This window comes from Methylibium sp. Pch-M (assembly GCF_004136295.1).
Classification (GTDB): domain Bacteria; phylum Pseudomonadota; class Gammaproteobacteria; order Burkholderiales; family Burkholderiaceae_C; genus Methylibium; species Methylibium petroleiphilum.
This window is the reverse complement of the sequence record NZ_CP029606.1, coordinates 1,727,149-1,746,885: the sequence shown is the minus strand read 5'-3', so window position 1 is coordinate 1,746,885 and position 19,737 is coordinate 1,727,149. Positions and strand designations below refer to the sequence as shown.

Genomic DNA, 19,737 nt, shown 5'->3' with positions numbered 1-19,737 from the left:
AAGAGGGGGCGGGCGGGTCGGGGTGGATGAGAGCGAGCCCCTGACCACCACGTCCCGCCCCCTTTCTTTTTCGATCCCCCTCGACGCAGACGCCGCCCCGCAGTGCCGGTCGGCCCGGTCAGCGCGCCGGTCGCCGGGTCACCAGATGGTGATCGAGGCAGCGCAGCAGTTCGGCCACGTCGACCGGTTTGGTGAGATATTCGTCGAAGCCGCGTTCACGCGCGGCGCGCACGACCTGCGGTTGCGCGTCGGCCGACAGTGCGATGCGGGGCACCTGGGCCAGCGCCGCGTCGTCGCGCAGGGCATCCAGGACCTCGAGTCCGCTCATGTCGCCCAGGTGCATGTCGATCAGCAGCAGGTCGGGGGGCTCGCGGCGCGCACTCTCGATCGCCTCGCGGCCGGTGTACGCGACGCGCAACTCGCAACCGCTGCGCAGCAGCAGGAGCTGCTGCACCAGTTCGATGTTGAGCCGGTTGTCTTCGGCGTACAGCACGCTGTGCGGCGTGCTGTCGGAGGCCGCGGGCCTGGACGGATCGGGCACCATCTGACCCGTGGCCGCCGGGGGCCCGGGCGGCGCGGGCGCACGGCGCAGCTCGACATGGAAGGTCGAACCGCTGCCGGGCTGGCTGTGCACGCTGATGCGGCCGTCCATCAACTCCACCAGCCGCAGCGTGATCGCCAGACCCAGCCCGGTGCCTTCGATGCTGCTGCGCTCCGCGCCGAGCCGGTTGAAGGGCTCGAACAGGTGCAGTTGCTGTGCCGGCGTCATGCCCATGCCGGTATCGGTCACGGCGATGCGCACGGTGTGCTCGTCGATGCTCTCGGTCTCCACCACGACCTGGCCGCCCGAGCGGTTGTACTTGACCGCGTTGCTCAGCAGGTTGACCAGCACCTGGCGCAGTCGCATCGGGTCGGCGGTCACGTGCAGGTCACCGGGGCCGCGCCGGATCAGCGTCACGCCGCTCGCGTGGGCCGTCGGCAGCACCAGCGCGAAAGACTCGGTGACCAGCGCGCTCAATCCCACTGGCTGAGGCTGCAGCGGCAGGCTGCCGGTCTCGATGCGCGACAGGTCGAGCACGTCGCCGATCATCGCCAGCAGATGCTGGCCGGCGCGCTCGATGTGGCCGAGGCGCACCCGCTGGCCGTCCTGCAGCGGCGCCGAAGGATCGCCCAGCAGCAGCTGCGTGAAGCCGAGCACCGCGTTGAGCGGCGTGCGCAGCTCGTGGCTCATGCGCGACAGGAACTCGGTCTTGGCCTCGTTCGCGCGCGCCGCCGCCTGGGCGTTCATCAGTGCGGCGTCGGCGTGCTTGCGGTCGGTGATGTCGCTGATGTAGCCGTGCCAGGTCGTGCTGCCATCGGGCAGCCGCTCGGGTGATCCCTGGGCCTCGACCGCGCGCCGTCCGCGTGACGGCAGATCGACCTCGAACTCGATCGCCCAGGGTTCGAGACGCTGCCCGGCGCGCTCCAGCGTCTCCCACACCCGCTTGCGTTGACCCTTGGCCACGCGTTCGATCATCAGGCGCGCGTCGTCACGCACGGCGCCGTCCGGGTCGAGTTCGAACAGCTCGTGCAGGCCGCGGCTCGCGTAGGGCACTCGCGCGACGCCTTGCGCGTCGACATTGAACTGCAGCAGCACGCCCGGCACCCGATCGGCCAGCTTCGTGAACAGCGCCTCGCGCTCCTGCAGCGCGGCTTCGGCACGGCGGCGCTGGTCGATGTCGAGCGCCACCGTGACGGTGTGCTGGAAGCGACCCTGGGCGTCGAACACCGCCGTGACGGTGAGCTGCACCCACAGGGCCGTGCCGTCGGGCCGCAGGTAGCGCTTCTCGCGGTTCTCTCGCAGCACCTGCCCGGCCACCAGGCGGCGCAGCAGATCCTCGTCGTCGGCAAGATCCTCGGGATGCGTCAGCTCGCGGAAGCTGCCCGCGAGCAGCTCGTCGCGCGAGCGGCCCACGATCTCGCAGAAGCGCGCATTGACCTCGAGCAGCCGTCCGTCGGCACCGGTCTGGGCGATGCCGGCGCCGGCCATCTCGAAGCTGTGGCGCCAGCGTTCCTCGCTGGCGCGCAACGCGGACTCGGCGGCCCGCCGCTGGCGGTCGAGCTGCACCGACGCGATGATGCCGGCCATGCTCTGGAACAGCGGGTCGAGCGCGTCCAGCAGGGCGCGGTCGTAGCCCGGCCGCCGGTTCGCGAGGCCGATCATCCCGACCAGCTCGCTGCCGTAGTGCAGCGGCACGCCGAGGAAGGTGTTCAGCGCCTGGTGGCCTTGCGGCAGGCCGCCGCCGCGGCGCGGATCGTTCGGGGCGTCGTTGGCGATCACGGTCTCGCCGGTCACCAGGGCTGCGCCGAACAGCGTCTTCAGGTTGTGGAACTCCATGCCGTCGACGCGCTGGCGCTCGACCTGTTCGCGCGAGGCGGCGTCCCAGGCGATGTTGCTCAGCGTGAAGATCTTCAGGTAGGGCGTGCCGTCGGGCTGGCGCCAGACCTCGGCGATGAAACCGTACTCGCTCTCGCCGAGCCGCAGCAGTTCGGGCAGCAAGGCATCGAACACGCGGTGCGGCTCGGCACTGCGCACGAATCGCGATTGCAGCTGTCGGATGAGTGCACCCAGTTCAGGCATGGCGGCGTCGGGCGAGCTGCGACGTGGACACGGTGCACGGATCGTAAGTCACGCCCGACACGTGGAATACCCCAACGCGGTCGACCCCTCCGCGGGGGGATCCGGCGCGACGATCGCCGTCGGCCGCCGGAGCAGCGGCCCGTCGCCGCCCCGGCGGGCCGCCTCACGGGGCCTGGAGCGCTGGGTAGTCGGTGTAGCCCTTGGCGCCGCCGCCGTACAGCGTGTCGCGGTCGAGCGCCGCGAACGGTGCGCCCACGCGCAGCCGCTGCACGAGGTCGGGGTTGCTGATGAAGGGCCGGCCGAAGGCCACGACATCCGCCCGGCCGGCCGCCACCGCCTCGATCGCCATGTCGCGGTCGTAGCCGTTGTTCACGATCCATGGCGCCTTCACCCGAGCGCGCAAGGCCGCATAGTCGAACGGCGCGACGTCGCGCGGGCCGCCGGTCGCGCCCTCGATCACGTGCAGGAAGGCCAGCTTCAGCGGCGCCAGCTGCTCGGCCACGTGGTTGAACAAGGCCTGCGGATCCGAATCGAGTGCGGCGTCGTTGGCGGGCGTCACCGGCGACAGGCGCAACCCGGTGCGGCCGGCGCCGATCTCGGCGGTCACGGCGCGCATCACCTCGAGCAGCAGGCGCGCGCGGTTCTCGATCGAGCCGCCGTAGGCGTCGGTTCGGTGGTTGGTGCTGTCACGCAGGAACTGCTCGAGCAGGTAGCCGTTGGCGCCGTGCACCTCGACGCCGTCGAAGCCGGCCTCGATGGCGTTGCGCGCCGCCACGCGGTACTGCTCGACGATGCCGGGCAACTCGTCGAGCGCCAGCGCGCGTGGCGCCGACACGTCCTCGAAACCGTTGCGGGTGAAGGTCTTGCTCTTCGCGGCGATCGCCGACGGCGCGACCGGCACCTCGCCCTCGGGCAGCAGCGAGACGTGCGAGATCCGTCCGACATGCCACAGCTGCACCACGATCTTGCCGCCGCGCTCGTGCACCGCACGGGTCACTGCCTTCCAGCTCTCCACCTGCTCTCGGCTGTAGATCCCCGGTGTGTCGAGATACCCCTGGCCCAGCGGCGAGATCTGGGTGGCCTCGGTGACGATCAGGCCGGCGTCGGCGCGCTGGCGGTAGTACTCGACGGCCAGCGGCGACGGCACGCGCCCGGCGACGGCGCGGTTGCGCGTCAGCGGCGCCATCGCGATGCGGTTGCGAAGCTCGATGTCGCCGAGGCGGATCGGATCGAACAGGCTGGTCATGCGCAAATCCTTCACGGAACAAGTTGCAAGCACTCTAGAAGCACTGCAAAAGGCGCGCTGCTGCAGGCTTACTGGATTCGTGCTTGCGCCTAGGATCGCGCCCATGGCCATCGACAACGCCCTGCGCGCCCTTGACATCGACCTGCCGGCCTGCCCGCAGACCCTGGTGCAGCTGTCGCTGCTGATGCACGACGAGGACGCGAACCTGCAGTCCATCGGCGGACTGATCGAGACCGACATGGCGCTCGCGTCGGCCGTCGTCCGCACCGTCAATTCGGCCCTGTTCGGCCTGCTGCGGCGGGTCGAGTCGGTGCCCGAGGCGGTCCGCTATCTCGGCACCCGCGAAGTCGCGGGGCTGACCTTCGAGATCGGCCTGCGCGGCGCCTTCCCGCCCAGCCCGCTGCTGACCGCACTGTGGGCGCGCGCCGGCCGCCGGGGGCTGGCGATGGGCCGCGCGGCCCCCTCGCTCGACATCGACCCCTGGCTCGCGCACACCGCGGGCCTGTTCGCCGAAAGCGGTCAGGCGGCCCTGGTGGGCCATGACGCCCCCGGCTACGAGGCGCTGGTGGCGACCACCCCGAACCCGCTGGTGCAGCTCGAGGCCGAGGCGGTGACCTATGGCCTGAACCATGCTGCCCTGGGCGGCGCGCTGTGCCAGGCCTGGGGCCTGGCCGGCGACGTGGCCGCCAGCGTGCGGCTGCGCCCGATGGCGTTGCGTACCCTGGTTGCGCCGGAGGGCGACGATTTCGCGGCCCCGTGGCTGACCGAACCGCTGTCGGTGCAGCGTCTGCTCGCTCTCGGGGCGGCCGTCGATGCCGCGCTCGAAGGTCAGGGCGAGGACATGCTCGCCCGCGCCAGCGCCACGCTCGGGCCGCTGGCCGGACTCGACGCCGCGCTGCTGCACGAAGCCGTGGCGGCCAGCGTCGCACGGCTCGGCGACGCCTGAGCCGCTGATCCCGGTCCCCACCGCGCAGCGGCAACACGCTGCGCGCGCCGGCACGAGGCGCCCGGTACTGGCACGATGGCGGTCCTTGCGACTCCTTGCCGCCGCCACATGTCCGTCCCGATGAAACGCCGCTCCCTGTTGCTGGCGGCGCTGTGCGCGGCGGCCGCGCCCGTGCGGGCCGCCGACAAGGTGGTCTTCGCCACCAACTGGAAGGCGCAGGCCGCGCACGGCGGCTTCTACCAGGCGCTGGCCGACGGCACCTATGCGAAGTACGGTCTCGACGTGCAGATCCGTCCGGGCGGACCGCAGGTCAACAACCGGCCGTTGCTGCCGGCCGGCCGGATCGACTTCCTGATGACCGGCAACCTGCTGCACAGCTTCGACAACGTGAAGAACGGCGTGCCCACCGTCGTGGTGGCCGCGATGTTCCAGAAGGACCCGCAGGCGCTGTTCGCCCATCCCGGCCAGGGCGTGCGCGGCTTCGACGACCTGAAGAAGGCGCCGGTGGCCTGGATCGCGAAGGACGCGCAGTTCACCTGGTGGGCCTGGCTCAAGAGCGAACACGGCTTTCGCGACGAGCAGCTGCGCCCCTATGCCTACAACCTCGGCCCCTTCCTCGCCAACCCGAAGAGCATCCAGCAGGGCTACGCGGTCGAGGAGCCGGTCTCGATCGAGCAGCAGGGCGGCTTCAAGCCGCTCACCTTCCTGCTGGCCGACCACGGCTTCTCGACCTATTCGACGCTGATCGAGACCACGGCCGAGACGGTGGCGCGCAAGCCCGAACTGGTGCGGCGCTTCGTCGATGCGTCGATCGTCGGCTGGGTCACCTACCTGTACGGCGACCGCCGCCCGGGCGACGCGCTCATCCTGCGCGACAACCCGGACATGCGGGCCGAGACCATTGCCCGCTCGGTGGGGCTGATGAAGGAACTGGGCATCGTCGACTCGGGCGATGCGCAGACGCTGGGCATCGGCGCGATGAAGCCGGAGCGCATCCGTGACTTCCACGACAAGATGGTCCGGGCCGGGCTGTACCGGGCCAGCGAGGTGGACCTGGAGCGCGTGGCCACCACGCACTTCGTGAACCGCGGCACCGGCGTGGCGCTGATGCGGCAGCTGCGCGGGCGCTAGCCCGACGGTCTAGCGGGCGCGCCGCCGCCGGTTGCTGCAGGCGCGCAGCACCGTCACCAGCTCGGCCGCGTCGATCGGCTTGCCGAGGAAGCCGTCGGCGCCGGCGATCGTCGCGCGCACGCGGTCGCTGGGCGTCGACTGGGCGCTGACCAGCACCACCGTCGGCGCGCCCTTGCGGCGCTGCTTGATCTGCTGGCACAGCGCGAGGCCGTCCATGTCCTTCATCTCCACGTCGCTGAAGACGATGCGGAAGTGCGATGTCTGGAGGCGCTCGAGCGCGTCGGCGCCGCTCACCGCCGTCGTGACGCGGCAGCCCAGCTTCTGCAACTGCACCTGCAGGAGCCGGCGCGCGATATCGATGTCGTCGACCACCAGCACATCGATGTCGAAGTGCGTCTCGTCCGCGGCGCGCGGCCGCCGGGCCGGACGCGCGGCGGCGGACTTCGGCGCATAGGGGTCGGCCACCGCCTGGCGCGCCAGCACCAGGGTCTCGAGCGCGCGCGCCACCTGTCGCGCGTCGATCGGGCGGTGCAGGTGCATCACTGCGCCGTCCGGCACCTGCTGGCCGATGACCACGGCCGCGGCCATGCGGGCGGCGGCGCGCACCTCCTCGACGGCGGCCGGCCGATCGCCATCGACCACGCAGAAGTCGCTGTCGGCCAGCGAGGCGGCCGGCTCGAAGGCGGGCGTCTGCCCCGCTGCCAGCCGGAAATAGCTCTCGAGCGCTTGTTGCTCGAAGGCACTGAATCCCACCAGTGCCACGCGGTGCCTCGGGGTCACGACGGGCGGGGGCATGGGAGGCGGAGCGGTTCGCGCATGGATCGGATGCTCCGCTGCGCTGGCGGGCGCGTCAATCCCACGCCGAGCGAAGTGCCGGATGTCGGCGCGCACCGACCGGGCCTAGCATCGGCGCAATCACCACCGCGCGGCCTACCGGGAGTCCTGCATGACCACCACCACGATCTACGATTTCGAGGCCCGGTCCATCGACGGCCGGACCGTCTCGCTGGCCGGCTACCGCGGCAAGGTGCTGCTGATCGTCAACACCGCCAGCGCCTGCGGCTTCACGCCGCAGTTCGCCGGTCTCCAGTCGCTGTGGCAGGCCTACGGCGAGCGTGGGCTGGCGGTCCTGGGCTTTCCGAGCAACGAGTTCGGCGGGCAGGATCCCGGCAGCAACGACGAGATCGCCAGTTTCTGCCAGCTGAACTACGGCGTCAGCTTCCCGATGATGGCCAAGGTCGAAGTCAACGGCGCCGGCGCCCATCCGCTCTACCAGTGGCTCACCGGCGAGGCCAAGGGCCTGCTCGGGACGCGGGCGATCAAGTGGAACTTCACCAAGTTCCTCGTCGGGCGCGACGGCCGCGTCCTCGGGCGCTATGCGCCGACCGACAAGCCCGAGAGTCTGACGCGCGACATCGAGGCCGCGCTCGCCGCCTGAGGTCGCGCGCGCTCAGCCGCGGTCGATCGACAGCACGACCATGGTCTGGTTCAGCAGCTGGTAGGCCACCTCGCCGAAGGTCATCGGGCCGGTGATGGGCCCGGTGCGCTTGCCTTCGAGTCCGGAGTAGAGATAGTTCAGGATGCAGTTGCAGCTCCAGCCGACCTGCCCGCTGTCGGCGGGCAGCGCACCGACCAGCGCCTGCTCGTAGTGGTCCATCGGACGCGCGAAACGGTACTCGATGTCGTCGAACACCGGAGCGTAGAAGTCGACGCGGTGGTCGGCCTCGTCGATGCCCTTGAACGACACGTTGACCATCGCGCCGGAGTAGTCGGCCACCAGGGGCCAGCGTGTGTCGACCGCGTTGCGCTTCAGGTAATCGGCGAAGTTGACCGGTTTGCCGTTGACCAGGCAGTCGTGCGCGTGGAACCCGGCCTCGGTGAAGCGGATGCGATCGCCATCGCCCTGCTCGAACAGGTTGACGATGTCCAGCCGTGCCAGCTGATCCTCGGGCAGCGGCAGGTGCATCACCAGCGCGCGCTCGCCGTCGAACTCGCCGGTCTCGCCGTTGACGACGACCGGTGCCGCCTTGCCGAGATCGTCGAGGTGGATGCCGGCGATCCAGCCGAGCAGCGGCTTCAGGTACATGTCCTCGTACTGCGGCGCCTCGCGCGCGAACTGCGAGTGCACGGCCGAGAAGGCCGGAATGATGATCAGCGAGTAGCCATTGGCCGGGCCGTCGACGCACACGTTCGGCAGGCTCTTCGCGTCGTACCAGCGCAGCGTCGATTCGAGGGCGGCGCCGGGCAGCGCCGCGACGAACACCTGCTCACGCGTGGTGCGCCCGCCGTCCTGTCCCATGAAGTAAGGGATGCTGCCGCCGATCCAGCGGCCACGCGGCAGCCGGCGCAGCAGTGCCTCCTCGCCGGCGACCATGTAGCGGCCGTGGCTGCGCAGCAGCACGCCGGCTTCCTCGACGGACATCAGCGCGCCGGTGGCCGGGCGCAGCGACGATGAGGGTCGTGCGGTCATGGCCTCATCCTAGTTTCAGTTGCGCCAGCTCGTGCGACAGCACCCGCTCGTTCTTCACGAAATAGCGGTGCAGGTCGCGCAGCTTCAGCAGCCGCACCTCGTCGTCGGAGATGAGGTCGAGCTGCGAGCGCACCCGCGTGAGCATCAGCTTCAGGCTCAGCACGCGGATGTCGAGCTGCAGGTCGCCGTTGGCGAGCCGCAGCCAGATCGGGTCGGTGACGTCGGGCACGTCGCCGGTGGCGTCGGGCGTGGCGCTCGGCAACGTGGCGGCCACTGCGGCCGGCGGCGCCGCGGCGTGGGCGGTGTCGGTGCGCGTCGGTGGTGCTGGGTTCGACGCGGCCTGCACCTGGGCGCGGCCGTTGTCGAGCGCGAAGCGGTAGCGCCAGACGTCATTCAGCGACAGCTTCATCAGACTGCAGATCGCCTGCAGCGACACGCCCTCGTTGAAGAAGGCGAACACCTGCTGCGCCAGCGCCGTGGTGAACGGCATGCCCGGGTCGCCCATCCACGGCAGCTTGTCGACCTCCGAGGTCGACGGGATCGACACGTGCAGGAAGAAGCGCACCGGCCCGAGCGACAGGTGCTGCCACATGTGCTGCTGCAGGCGCACCGGCACGCCCTTCTTCGGGCGGCCGAACCAGCCGCGCTCCACCTGTGGGCCGATCCACACGTCGCAACGGCGCTTGCGAAGGTCCAGTTGATAGTCGCTGATCTCCCATGGCCCGTCGACCAGCAACAGGTGGCGCAGCAGCGACTTGTCGACTCCGATCATGAGCATGTCTCCTCGTGGCGCGTCGTCCCGGGCCTTCGATGACGAGACCCGGGCGGGCGGCGTGTTGTGCCGGCTGCCATTGCAAGTGCAGGGCCACGATCGGCCGTCGGCGCCGCGCGGGCCGGAAAGGCGCGGCCCTTGTCCAGAAACGCACGAACCTGCGGCCCCTGCGCGACCATTCCGCCGGTCGGGCGACGGATTCCGTCGGCGGGACGTCGCGGCCACGGCGCAAGCTGTGCTGCGCGGGTGCTCCGCGGTGAAGCGAGGGGATGCTGCGGCCTCAGGGTTTGTTCCGATCCGCCAGGGCTGCCTCGATAATCCGGCCTCCTCCGTCTTCACCCCCGCCGCCATGTTCCAGCACGTCGAAGCCTATCCCGGCGACCCGATCCTGAGCCTCAACGAAGACTTCCAGAAGGATCCGCGCGCGGGCAAGGTCAACCTCAGCATCGGCATCTACTTCGACGATGCCGGCCGCATCCCGGTGCTGGATTCGGTGCAGCGCGCCGAGGCCGAACTGCTGACGCGCGGCGGCACCAAGTCCTACCTGCCGATCGAGGGCGCTGCCAATCTGCGCAACGCCGTGCAGGCTCTGCTGTTCGGCGCCGACCACGAGGCGGTGACCGGCCGGCGCATCGCGACGATCCAGTCGGTCGGCTCCAGCGGCGGGCTCAAGGTCGGCGCCGACTTCCTCGTGCGCTACTTCCCCGGCAGCGCGGTCTGGGTCAGCGATCCGACCTGGGACAACCACCGCGCGATGTTCGAGGGCGCAGGCCTGACGGTGAACACCTACCCCTACTACGACCCGGCGACCGGGGGGCTGAAGTTCGACGCCATGCTCGCCGCGCTGCGCGGGCTGCCGCCCCGGAGCATCGTGCTGTTGCATGCCTGCTGCCACAACCCGACCGGCGTCGACCTGAGCGGGGCACAGTGGGAAGCGTTGATCCCGGTGCTGCGCGAGCGGCAACTTCTGCCTTATCTGGACCTGGCCTACCAGGGCTTCGGCGACGGCATCGAGGCCGATGCCCACGCGGTGCGCGCGCTGGCGTCGGCCGGCCTGAGCTTCTTCGTCGCCAACTCCTTCAGCAAGAGCATGAGTCTGTATGGGGAGCGGGTCGGCGCATTGAGCGTCGTCTGCCCCGATGCCGCGCAGGCCGACAACGTGCTCGGGCAGCTCCGCGCCACGGTACGCCGAAACTATTCCAGCCCGCCGATCCACGGCGGCCAGCTGGCCGCGCTGGTGCTCGGCGAGCCGGCGCTGCGGGCCCGGTGGGAAGGCGAGCTCGCCGCGATGCGCGACCGCATCCTGGCGATGCGCCGCGCGCTGCACGCCGCCCTCACCGCCCGCCTGCCGGGTCGGGACTTCGGCTACTTCCTCAGCCAGCGCGGCATGTTCAGCTACACCGGCCTGAGCGCGGCCCAGGTCGACCTGCTGCGCGAGCGGCATGCCGTCTACCTGGTGCGCTCCGGCCGCATGTGCGTGGCCGGGCTCAACACTGGCAACGTGCAGACGGTCGCCGAGGCGATGGCCGCAGTGCTGGGCGGCTGAATGCAGGCGGTCGGGCACCGAAGGAGGCTGCGATGAGCGACGACAACCCGAGTGCGATCTCCCATGTCTCGATCGGCAGCAACCGCTTCGAGTCGGCGCGCGACTTCTACGACGCGGTGCTCGCCACGCTCGGCGTGCGGCGCCTGATGGAGCACTCCGGCGCCGCGGCGTACGGCAAGGTCTACCCCGAGTTCTGGCTGCAGACACCGATGGACGGCGCGCCGGCCTCGGTCGGTAACGGCAGCCACGTCGGCTTCCTGGCGGCGAGCCGCGCGCAGGTCGATGCCTTCTACGCGGCGGCGGTGGCGGCAGGTGCCCGTGGCGACGGCCCGCCCGGCCCGCGCCCGCACTACGGCGCGCCCTACTACGGCTGCTTCGTGCGCGATCTCGATGGCCACAAGATCGAGGCCTCGTTCTGGGACGAGGCGCTGGCGAGCCCCACCACGCCGGGCGGCTGAGCCGCCGCCCGTGCCGCTCAGACCCAAGGCGCTGCCAAGCCCTCGCGTTCGAACACCTGCCGCACCGCGGGCCGGTCGAGCACGCGCTGGAGGTAGGCTCCCAGTGCCGGCCGCGCGCGGGCCGGGTGCGCGAAATGGCGCGTCCAGCGGCACAGCATCAGCGCATAGGCATCGACCGCGCCGTAGCGTGCGCCCAGCAGCCAGGGCCCGCCGTGGCGCTGCAGTTCGGCCTCCAGCAGATCGAGCAGCGCGCCGGTGCGGCCCTCGGCGCAGGTCTTGAGCTCGGCCGCCCCAGCATCGTTGCCGTCGGTGAGCCAGCGCTCGGGGTAGAAGAACACCATCAGCGTGGCCTGCAGCGTGTTCGTCAGCCACACCAGCCACTTGTAGAAGTGCGCCCGCTCGTCGCTGCCCGGCGGCGGCGCCAGAGCCGCCTGCGGATGGCGGTCGACCAGGTGCAGGCAGATCGCCGCACTCTCGTAAAGCACCAGGTCGCCGTCGACCAGCACCGGCACGCGGCCGTTCGGGTTGAGCGCCAGGTAGGCCGGCGAGCGGTGTGCCTGCGCCGCGGTATCGACCGGCCGCAGCACGAAGGGCACGCCGATCTCGGTCAGCAGGATGTGCGGTGCCATCGCCGCGGTGCTGGGGGCATGGTGGAGTTCGATCATCGGGGCCTCGTCAGGAGACGGATTCCGTGAACCGCTCGGGCGTGGCGGCCGTGCGCGTGGCGCGGCTGGCCAGCGTGTTGAGCGCCAGGCCGCCCAGCACCAGCGCGGTCGCACCCAGCTTCCAGCCCGGCAGGCTCTCGCCGAGCAGCAGCGACGAGGCCGCCATGCCGAACACCGGGACCAGCAGCGCGGCCGGCGCCACGGTCGCGGCCGGATGGCGCGCCAGCAGCCAGTTCCACGCGCCGTAGCCGAACAGCGTGTTGCCCAGCGCCTGCCACGCCACCGCGGCCCAGGCGCCGGCGCTGGCCTGCGACAGGCTCGTGACGATGCGCGCCGGGCCCTCGATCAGCAGGCTCAGCAGCGCCAGCGCGGGCGCGGCGAACACGCTGATCCAGACCATGAAGCCCAGCATGTCGACCCGGCCGACCGATCGGGCCACCATGTTGGCGCCAGCCCAGCACAAGGCGGCCGTGAGCACCAGCGCCAGGCCCAGCGCCGTGATGCTGTGCTGGTCGATGTGGCCGGCGATCAGCGCCATGCCGGTGACCGCGAGGCCGAGGGCCAGCCCCTGCAGCGGCCGCGGCCGCTCGCCGTCGAGCAGCATCGCCAGCACGATGGTGAAGAACACCTGCGTCTGGATCACCAGCGAGGCGAGGCCCGGCGAGATGTCGGCGCGCATCGCGTACAGCATCAGTCCGAACAGGCCCAGGCCGTGCAGCGCACCGAAGCCGGCCAGCTTGTGCCAGGGCACGGCCGGTCGCTTGATGAACAGCAGCAGCGGGAACGCAGACAGCGCGAAGCGCAGCGTCGTGAACAGCAGCGGCGGCAGCTCGGCCAGGCCCCACTTGATGACGACGAAGTTGGTGCCCCAGACCGCGACCACGGCCAGGGCGAGCAGCAGGTGCGGAAGCGGCATGGCGGCAGTTTAGGAGCCGCGACCGGCGCCGCGCCGCGGTGGGGACAAGGACCGCCGCGCGGTCTCAGGCGCGACGATAGGCGGCCACCCGCGCATGCAGGCCGCGGCGGCCGACGCTGCGCACCAGGTCCGCGAGGTCGGCGTCGGCGGTGTCGGCGTCGGTCAGCGCGAACAGCGTGCGCAGGCTGGCCGCATCGAGCTTGCGGGTCGATTCCACCAGGGCGTCGACCCGTGCTTCCGGCCCTTCGGCGTCCACGAGTTCGGTGAGCAGCCCGCAATGCAGCGCCGCCGCGGCATCCAGCTCCTCGTTGTGCAGCAGGATGGCGCGTGCGCGCTCCGCGCCGGTGATGGTCGCGAGACGCCGCGTGCCGAGCGCGACGCCGAACTGGAAGCCGGGGAACCTGAACCGCGCCGCCGGCGTGCCGATGCGCACGGCACACGCGCAGGCGATGTCGGCGCCGGCGCCGAAGGCCGCGCCGGCCACCCAGGCGATGGTGAGGAAACGCGCCTGGCGCAGTCGCGCGAGCAGTTCGTTGATGCGCACGAAGCGCAGCAGCAGGTCGCCTTCGGACAACTGCTCGTAGCCGGTGAAATCGAAGCCCGCGCAGAAGTTGCGGCCCTCGCCGCGGATCACCAGCGCCAGGGTCTCGGGGCCGATCGCGTCGAGGCTGGCGTGCAGGTGGTCGACCAGGGCCGCCGACAGGGCGTTGGCCTTGTCGGGGCGGTTGAGGCACAGCGTGCGCACGCCCTCGGCGGTGGGCGGCGACAGCAGCGCGAGTTCGCTCATCGCAACCACTCCCGGGCGACGGCCTCGGTGTGCTCGCCCAGACGCGGCGGGCGGGCGTCGACCGAGAACTCGTAGCCCGCGATGTGCACCGGAAAGCCGATCGTCGGCGTCTTCAGTCCGTTGGGCAGCTCGAGCTCGGAGACCCAGCCACGCTCCTTGACGTGCGGGTCGGCCAGGATGTCGGCGAAGTCGTTGATCGGTGCACAGGGCACGCCGCGCCGGTCGAACTCGACCAGCCAGTCGGCGGCGCTGCGGCGCGCGAAGTGCGGCTGCAGCAGGGCGGCGAGCTCGCGCTGGTTGGCCGCGCGCTGGGTCTGCGTCACGAAGCGCGGGTCGTCCTCGAGCTGCGGCTGGCCCACCGCCGCGCACACCTCGCCCCACAGCTTGTCGTTGCCGGCCGCGATCACGAAGGGCTTGTCGCTGCCCTCGAAGGCCTGGTAGGGCGCATTGCGCGGGTGGGCCGAGCCGAGCCGCTGCGGCGCCCGGCCGGTGCCGAAGTACTCGCTGATCTGCAGCGCCGAGATGCCTAGCATGCAGCCGAGCATCGAGCAGTCGATCTGCGTGCCGACGCCGGTGCGCCGCACCTCCATCACGGCAGCGAGGATGGCGTACGCCGCGTACAGCCCGGCGGTGAAGTCGGCCACCGGCACGCCGCACTTCACCGGGATGCTGTCGTTCTCGCCGGTCACGCTCATCAGCCCGCTGATGGCCTGGACCGTCACGTCGAAGGCCCCCTTCTTCGCGTAGGGACCGTCCTGGCCGTAGCCGGTGACCGAGCAGTACACCAGCTGCGGGCGGCGCTCGCGCAGCGCTTCGTAGCCCAGGCCCAGGCGCTGCATCACGCCCGGACGGAAGTTCTCCAGCACGATGTCGGCCGCCGCGCACAGCTCACGCACCCGCGCCACGTCGGCCGGGTCCTTGAGGTTGGCCGCGATGCTGCGCTTGTTGCGGTTGAGCGAGGCGAAGTTGCCGCTGTAGGCCTCGGCGTCGGGCGCGGCACGCATCAGCGGCGGCCACTGGCGCATGCCGTCGCCGCCGTCGCTGTTCTCGACCTTCACCACGTCGGCGCCCAGGTCGGCGAGCAGCATCCCGCAGAACGGCACCGTGACGATCTGGCCGAACTCGAGCACCCTGAGGCCTGCGAGGGGTCGAAAGGAATCAACTGACATATCCGCTCCTACTGAATCAAACATCTTTCGCGGGTCGCCGGGCCGCCGGCGGGTGCGACCGGCCCTAGACCGAGAGGTGGCGCTTCTGCGTCTCCTTGTCGTCCATCAGCGCCTTGGCCGAACCTTCGTGGACCACCAGGCCGTTGCTGAGCAGGTAGACGCGGTCGGCCAGCGTCAGGCAGGCCTTGACGTTCTGCTCGACGATCACGATCGTCTGGCCTTCCTTCGCCAGCCGGCCCACCACTTCCATCAGCGCGCGCACGATGATCGGCGCCAGCCCCTCGAACGGCTCGTCGAGCATCAGCAGGCGCGGCGACTGGATCAGCGCCCGCGCGATCGACAGCATCTGCTGCTCGCCGCCCGACAGGTGCCGCCCGTGCGACTTCTTGCGCTCGCCCAGGCGCGGGAACACCTCGTACATCGCGTCGATGGTCAGGGGCTTGGCGCAGCCCATCGCGGCGAGGACCAGGTTCTCCTCCACTGTCAGGCCGGCGAACACGCGGCGGTCTTCCGGCACCAGCTGGATGCCGGCGCGCGCCCGGCCTTCCGGCGAGGCGTCGCGCAACGCGCGACCGGCGTACTCGATGACGCCGGACTTCGGCTCCAGCAGCCCCATCACGGTCTTCAGCGTGGTGGTCTTGCCCGAGCCGTTGCGGCCGAGCAGTGCGACCACCTCGCCCTCGGCGACGCGCAGGTTGATGTCGTGCAGCACATGCGATTCGCCGTAGCAGGAGTTGACGTCGCGCAGCGAAAGCAGGTCAGTCTTCATCGCGACCTCCCATGTAGGCGGAGTGGACGATCGGGTTCTCGCGGATCTCCGCCGGCGGCCCGACGGCGAGGTTGCGGCCCATGTGCAGCACCGCGATGCGGTCGGCCAGGCCGAACAGCGCGTCCATGTCGTGCTCGACCACCAGCGTGGTGCGCCCGATGCTGGCCGCCTTGATCACGCCCACCACCTGCACGCGCTCCTCGGGGCTGAGGCCGGCCAGCGGCTCGTCCAGCAGCAGCACGTCGGGCTGGGTGGCCAGCGCGATGCCGATCTCGAGCCGGCGCTTCTCGCCGTAGGACAGGTCGGACACCGGCCCGCCCAGCCGGTCGGACAGGCCCATCATCGCCAGCAGCCGGTCGGCGTCCTTCATCAGTTCGCCATCGCGCTTGACCGAGGCCATCACGTCGAAGCGGAACGCGCCGCGCTGGCGCGCCAGCAGCGGCACCAGCAGGTTCTCGCGCAGGCTGAGCTCGGGGTAGACCTGCACGATCTGGTAGCTCTTGCTGATGCCCATCGCGCAGGCCTCGCGCACGCCCACGCCGGTGATGTTCCTGCCGCGGAAATGCACCTCGCCGCTGGTGGCCGGCATCTCGCCGGTGAGGATGCGGAACAGCGTGCTCTTGCCGGCGCCGTTCGGGCCGATCAGGCCCATGATCTCGCCCTCGCGCACCGACAGGCACACGTCCTCCAGCGCCACCAGGCCGCCGAACTGCTTGCGGATGTGGCGTGCCTCGATCGCCGGCACGCCATCGTCCGAGGCGGCAGCGCGTGGCGACGCAGCGGCCGTGCCCGCCGTCGCGGCGAAGAAGTCGGCCGGCGGTGCCGCCGGCACGAACGCGGCGAGCTTCTCGGTGGCCGCCGCGGCGGCCGCGGCCGCCGCCATCCGCCGCTTGTAGAAGACATGCTGGATCTCGCCGACGATGCCGCGTCGCATCGTCGTGACGGCCAGGATGAACAGCGCGCCGAGGATCAGCTTCCACATGCCGCCGATGCCGGGGATCTGCTGCAGGATGTCGCGCAGGTAGATCCACACCGCCGCGCCGACCAGCGGGCCGATCAGCGTGCGCACACCGCCGACCACCGTCTGCATGACCACCTGGCCCGAGGTGTCGAGCGCGAACGCATCGGGGCCCACGTAGCTCTGGAAGATGCCCATCAGCGTGCCCGCCAGGCCGGCGTAGCCGGCCGCGACGACGAAGGCCGCCATCTTGTAGCGCTGCACGTCGTGCCCCACCGCCAGCGTGCGCTCGGGGTTGATGCGCGTGGCGTTGAGCACCCGGCCGAACGGCGAGGTCACCACGCGTCGCGCGAACCAGAACGTGGCGACGAAGATCGTCGCGATCACCGCGTACATGCCCCAGCCCGAGGCGAGCTCGAAGCTGCGGTCGCCGAACTGGAACACCGGGTGCGGCACGCCGGGCAGGCCGTTGTCGCCGCCGGTCCAGCGCGACAGCACCGAGTGCTGGATGAAGAAGCACAGCTCGCCGATCGCGAAGGTGATCATCGAGAAGTAGATCCCCACGCGCTTGAGCGCCACCATCCCGACCAGCACGCTGAACAGCATCGACGCCACCACACCGGCGCCGATCGCCAGCAGGAAGTTCGTCACCAGCCCGCTGACCAGCAGGTAGGCGGTCACGAAGCTGCCGGTGCCGAAGAACGCCGCCTGGCCGAACGACAGCATGCCGGCGTAGCCGAACAGGATGTCGAAGCCCAGGCCGAAGATGCCCCACAGCAGGATGCGGATCGCGGTATCGACCGAGCCGCCGCCTGCCAGCAGCAGGAAGGGCATCAGCGCGAGCGCGAGGACGATCCAGCACTCGGTCGGCAGCGAGACCGCCAGCCGCCGCACGCCGCCCGCGCGGGCGGCCAGTTGTTGCGCCGTCATTTCCGTCCCTCCACGCCCATCAGGCCGCGCGGGCGGACCGCCAGGATCGCCACCATGGTCAGGAACAGCGCCACGTCGCTGTAGGCGGCCTCGAAGATCGCCGTCAGTGTCTGGATCTGGCCGGCGATGAAGCCGCCGATGATGGCGCCGGGGAAGGACCCCAGGCCGCCGATCACCACCACCACGAAGGACTGCACCATGAAGCGCGCGCCGACGTCCGGGTTGATCGAGACGATCGGCGCCATCACCACGCCGGCCAGCCCGACGGCCAGCACGCCGATCGCGAACACCACCGCCTTGATCTGGGCCGCGCGCAGGCCGAGGATGCGCACCATCAACGTGTCCTCGATCGCGGCACGCACGATCAGGCCGAGCCGGGAGTGGTAGAGCAGCAGGTAGAACACCAGCAGCGAGAGCGCGGCGATGCCGAACACCACCAGCCGGTATTCCGGGTAGATCACCGGGCCGATCGACACGGCGCCGGCGGCCCAGTCGGGCGACGGCATGGCGCGGCCGACGCCGCCGAAGATGGCGCGCAGTGCCTCCACGATGACGATGCCCAGGCCGAAGGTCAGCAGGATCTGGTCCTCGTGGGGCCGCTGGTAGAAGCGGCTGATCAGTCCGCGCTCGATGACGAAGCCGAAGGCGCAGGTCACGGCCGCGCCGATCACCACGGCAGCGAGGTAGGAGCCGGTCCATTCGAACGCCAGCCAGCCGGCGTAGGCGCCGATCGCGAAGAACGCGCCGTGCGCGAAGTTCACGAGGCCGAGCGTCCCGAGGATGATGGTCAGGCCGCAGCCGACGAGCGCCAGCGTGCCGCCGAGCACCAGGCCGTGGAACACCTGCGATATGACGAGAGGGAGAGGTGGCATGGGAGCCTCCATGGGCCCGCCGCGTGAGCGGCGGCGGGCGGGTCGGATGGATCGGGCGGATCGGCGGCGGACCGGCGCGCTGCGGCGGCGGTCGCGCTGCCGCGGAACCTCAGGTGAGTTCGCCCATCTTGCAGGTGCCCTGGTCGAGCGGCGTCACGGCGTCGGCGCCGGGGATCATCTTGATCACCTCGTAGTAGTCGTCCTTGGACTTCATCTCGGAGGGCTTCTTGCCGCGCATCACCGGGACCGGGCGGACCAGCTGGTGGTCCTCGGGACGGTACATCACGTCGCCCAGCGTGGTCCTGATCGGCACGCGCGCCTCGAGGGCCTTGATGACCTCCGGCGGGTAGAAGGTCTTGGCGCGCTCCACCGCCACCGCCCAGATCAGCATCTGCGAGTAGGCGATGTGCGCCGGCCAGTAGGGCTTGTAGTTGTGCTTGGCCTGGAAGTCGTCGACGAACTGCTTCGCGAGCTCGTTGCTCTCGGCCAGCGACCACCAGAAGTCCATCACGCCCAGAATGTCCTGCGTCACCTCGGGGCCCAGCTGCTGCGCAAGGAAGGGCTGCAGCGTCGGCACCACCAGGGCGGCGTTCTTCATGACACCGAAGTTCTTGGCCTGCTTGATGGACACCGAGCAATCGTTGCCGACCGTGCAGTTCACGAACACGTCGGCGCCGCTGTTGGCGATGTTGAGCAGGTAGGTGCTGAAGTCGGCGGTGCCGATCGGGCAGACCTGCTTGGACACCGTCTTCCAGCCCATCGGCTCGGTCAGCCGCGCCATCGATTCGAACTGCGTGTGGCCGAAGGTGTAGTCGGGCACCAGGTAGGCCACCTTCTTGCCCTTGCCCAGGCGCTCGGCCAGCACCGGGGCCAGCGCGCGCGACGCCATGGTGGTGCTGGGCTGCGAGCGGAAGCTGTAGCGCTGGCAATCCTTGCCGGTCACGTCGTCCGAGCCGGCCGGGCCGGCCATGTAGAGCACCTTCTCGCGCTGCGCCAGCTTGCCGAGCGCGACGGTCACCGCGCTGCTGTAGCAGCCGGTCATCAGGATCGCCTTGTTGTTGCGGAGGAAACGGGTCTGTCCCTGGATCGCCGATTCGGCCTTGGCCTCGGTATCGACCACGCCGAAGGTGATGGTCTTGCCCAGGACACCCTTGCCCTTGAGCTCGGGGATCTTGCCGGCCAGCTTGCCCGAGTTCAGGTGCTCGAACGCCAGCTCGAAGCCGAGCTGCTGGTCCTTGCCTTCGGCCGAGAACGCCCCGGTCAGGGGTACCGACACGCCGACGAATACCGAGCTGCCCTCCGTACCCGCCGGAAAGTTGCCGAGCGGCGGGAAGCTCTGCGCTCGCGCGTCGCGCATCGCGCCGGGCAGCAGGCCCAGCCCGCTCGCGGCCGCGGCGGACAGCACGAGGCTCCGGCGCAGGGTGTCGGGGGTTGCGTCGAACGCGATAGGTCGCTTGTTTGTCACCTCGATCTCCTTTCGGG

18 protein-coding genes are annotated in these 19,737 nt (G+C 70.5%); 5 read left to right on the top strand and 13 right to left on the bottom strand.

All coding sequences use genetic code 11. The features are described 5' to 3' along the window. Nucleotides 1-118 precede the first annotated feature (118 nt). Together C1M51_RS08385 and C1M51_RS08380 are read right to left on the bottom strand one after the other, a co-directional pair. Nucleotides 119-2,620: an ATP-binding protein gene (locus tag C1M51_RS08385; protein ID WP_129449038.1), complete on the bottom strand. Its 2,502-nt coding sequence runs from the start codon at nt 2,618-2,620 to the stop codon at nt 119-121. 163 nt (nt 2,621-2,783) lie between these two features. Then, on the bottom strand, nt 2,784-3,866 hold the full coding sequence (locus C1M51_RS08380) for an alkene reductase (protein WP_129449037.1): 1,083 nt from the start codon (nt 3,864-3,866) through the stop codon (nt 2,784-2,786). A gap of 103 nt (nt 3,867-3,969) precedes the next feature. On the opposite strand from C1M51_RS08380, the gene C1M51_RS08375 reads away from it, so the two are divergent. Together C1M51_RS08375 and C1M51_RS08370 are read left to right on the top strand one after the other, a co-directional pair. Continuing rightward, complete coding sequence (locus C1M51_RS08375) at nt 3,970-4,812, top strand: HDOD domain-containing protein (RefSeq protein WP_165349662.1); 843 nt, start codon at nt 3,970-3,972, stop codon at nt 4,810-4,812. 120 nt (nt 4,813-4,932) lie between these two features. Further along, nucleotides 4,933-5,943 carry an ABC transporter substrate-binding protein gene (locus tag C1M51_RS08370; protein WP_242500004.1) on the top strand — a complete coding sequence of 337 codons (1,011 nt, stop codon included), beginning with the start codon at nt 4,933-4,935 and terminating at the stop codon, nt 5,941-5,943. Between the two features lie 9 nt (nt 5,944-5,952). On the opposite strand, the gene C1M51_RS08365 is transcribed toward C1M51_RS08370, so the two are convergent. After that, nucleotides 5,953-6,738, bottom strand: coding sequence for a response regulator (locus tag C1M51_RS08365; protein WP_129449034.1), 786 nt, complete (start codon nt 6,736-6,738; stop codon nt 5,953-5,955). A 151-nt stretch (nt 6,739-6,889) separates the two neighbouring features. Here C1M51_RS08365 and C1M51_RS08360 point away from each other — a divergent pair, with 151 nt between their 5' ends. Next, nucleotides 6,890-7,381 carry a glutathione peroxidase gene (locus tag C1M51_RS08360; protein WP_129449033.1) on the top strand — a complete coding sequence of 164 codons (492 nt, stop codon included), beginning with the start codon at nt 6,890-6,892 and terminating at the stop codon, nt 7,379-7,381. A gap of 12 nt (nt 7,382-7,393) precedes the next feature. Here the strand turns inward: C1M51_RS08360 and C1M51_RS08355 are convergent, their stop codons facing one another. Both C1M51_RS08355 and C1M51_RS08350 read right to left on the bottom strand, forming a co-directional pair. Continuing rightward, on the bottom strand, nt 7,394-8,413 hold the full coding sequence (locus C1M51_RS08355; protein WP_129449032.1) for a DUF6976 family protein: 1,020 nt from the start codon (nt 8,411-8,413) through the stop codon (nt 7,394-7,396). A gap of 4 nt (nt 8,414-8,417) precedes the next feature. Then, nucleotides 8,418-9,191 (bottom strand): hypothetical protein, encoded by a 774-nt coding sequence (locus C1M51_RS08350; protein WP_207207819.1) that lies wholly within the window; start codon nt 9,189-9,191, stop codon nt 8,418-8,420. Between the two features lie 343 nt (nt 9,192-9,534). Here C1M51_RS08350 and C1M51_RS08345 point away from each other — a divergent pair, with 343 nt between their 5' ends. Both C1M51_RS08345 and C1M51_RS08340 read left to right on the top strand, forming a co-directional pair. Next, a complete protein-coding gene (locus tag C1M51_RS08345; RefSeq protein WP_129449031.1) occupies nt 9,535-10,731 on the top strand; it encodes an amino acid aminotransferase in 1,197 nt (398 codons plus the stop codon). Between the two features lie 32 nt (nt 10,732-10,763). Further along, on the top strand, nt 10,764-11,189 hold the full coding sequence (locus C1M51_RS08340; protein WP_129449030.1) for a VOC family protein: 426 nt from the start codon (nt 10,764-10,766) through the stop codon (nt 11,187-11,189). Between the two features lie 17 nt (nt 11,190-11,206). Here the strand turns inward: C1M51_RS08340 and C1M51_RS08335 are convergent, their stop codons facing one another. The 8 genes from C1M51_RS08335 to C1M51_RS08300 all read right to left on the bottom strand — a co-directional run bounded on the left by C1M51_RS08335 (nt 11,207) and on the right by C1M51_RS08300 (nt 19,720). Next, nucleotides 11,207-11,854, bottom strand: a complete 648-nt coding sequence (locus C1M51_RS08335) for a glutathione S-transferase family protein (RefSeq protein ID WP_129449029.1) — start codon at nt 11,852-11,854, stop codon at nt 11,207-11,209. 10 nt (nt 11,855-11,864) lie between these two features. Further along, complete coding sequence (locus C1M51_RS08330) at nt 11,865-12,770, bottom strand: EamA family transporter (protein WP_129449028.1); 906 nt, start codon at nt 12,768-12,770, stop codon at nt 11,865-11,867. 64 nt (nt 12,771-12,834) lie between these two features. Further along, complete coding sequence (locus tag C1M51_RS08325) at nt 12,835-13,557, bottom strand: enoyl-CoA hydratase/isomerase family protein (protein WP_129449027.1); 723 nt, start codon at nt 13,555-13,557, stop codon at nt 12,835-12,837. After that, nucleotides 13,554-14,726: a CaiB/BaiF CoA-transferase family protein gene (locus tag C1M51_RS08320; RefSeq protein WP_129449026.1), complete on the bottom strand. Its 1,173-nt coding sequence runs from the start codon at nt 14,724-14,726 to the stop codon at nt 13,554-13,556. Before C1M51_RS08320 ends, C1M51_RS08325 begins: the two co-directional genes overlap by 4 nt. Before the next feature lie 64 nt (nt 14,727-14,790). Next, complete coding sequence (locus C1M51_RS08315) at nt 14,791-15,495, bottom strand: ABC transporter ATP-binding protein (RefSeq protein WP_011831249.1); 705 nt, start codon at nt 15,493-15,495, stop codon at nt 14,791-14,793. Then, on the bottom strand, nt 15,485-17,383 hold the full coding sequence (locus tag C1M51_RS08310; protein WP_129449025.1) for an ABC transporter permease subunit: 1,899 nt from the start codon (nt 17,381-17,383) through the stop codon (nt 15,485-15,487). Before C1M51_RS08310 ends, C1M51_RS08315 begins: the two co-directional genes overlap by 11 nt. Further along, nucleotides 17,380-18,225: a branched-chain amino acid ABC transporter permease gene (locus C1M51_RS08305; RefSeq protein WP_242500003.1), complete on the bottom strand. Its 846-nt coding sequence runs from the start codon at nt 18,223-18,225 to the stop codon at nt 17,380-17,382. Before C1M51_RS08305 ends, C1M51_RS08310 begins: the two co-directional genes overlap by 4 nt. Nucleotides 18,226-18,364: 139 nt before the next feature. Continuing rightward, a complete protein-coding gene (locus C1M51_RS08300) occupies nt 18,365-19,720 on the bottom strand; it encodes a substrate-binding protein (protein WP_129449024.1) in 1,356 nt (451 codons plus the stop codon). Between the last annotated feature and the right edge of the window lie 17 nt (nt 19,721-19,737).